Annotated in this window: 1 protein-coding gene; it reads right to left on the bottom strand. The window is 74.5% G+C overall.

The genetic code is table 11. From position 1 onward, the window contains the following. Positions 1–435 (bottom strand): MFS transporter (locus J0695_RS33920; RefSeq protein WP_206968610.1); only part of this gene is annotated, 435 nt, incomplete at both ends.

Genomic DNA, 435 nt, shown 5'->3' with positions numbered 1-435 from the left:
CCGCGGGCACGCCCAGGGAGAGGGCGAGGGGGATGCCCGACATGGCGATCGCGATCGCCCTGCCCTGGAGATGGGCGGGGGCCAGCCGCCGTGCGTACCCGGCGAGCAGGGCCCAGGCGAGGCCCGCGGCCACTCCGGCGACGAAACGGGCCGCCATCGTGAGGGCGTAGTCGGAGGAGAGCGCCGTCACCGTGTTGGCGACGGCGAATCCCGCCATCGAGGTGAGGAGCAGGCGCTTGCGGCGCCAGCCCGCGGTGAGGGCGGAGAGCGGGATCGCGGTGAGGGCGGTGCCGATCGCGTAGACCGTCACCGTCTGGCCGGTCGCGGACTCGCTGACGTGGAGGTCGGCGCTCATCGCGGGCAGCAGGCCTGCGGGGAGCGTCTCGGTGAGGCTGGTGATGAAGACGGCGGTGGCCAGGGCGAGGAGGGCGGGGA

Source organism: Streptomyces beijiangensis, assembly GCF_017315755.1.
Classification (GTDB): Bacteria; Actinomycetota; Actinomycetes; order Streptomycetales; family Streptomycetaceae; genus Streptomyces; species Streptomyces beijiangensis.
The sequence above is the reverse complement of the archived record's forward strand: the minus strand, read 5'-3'. Positions and strand labels throughout refer to the sequence as shown.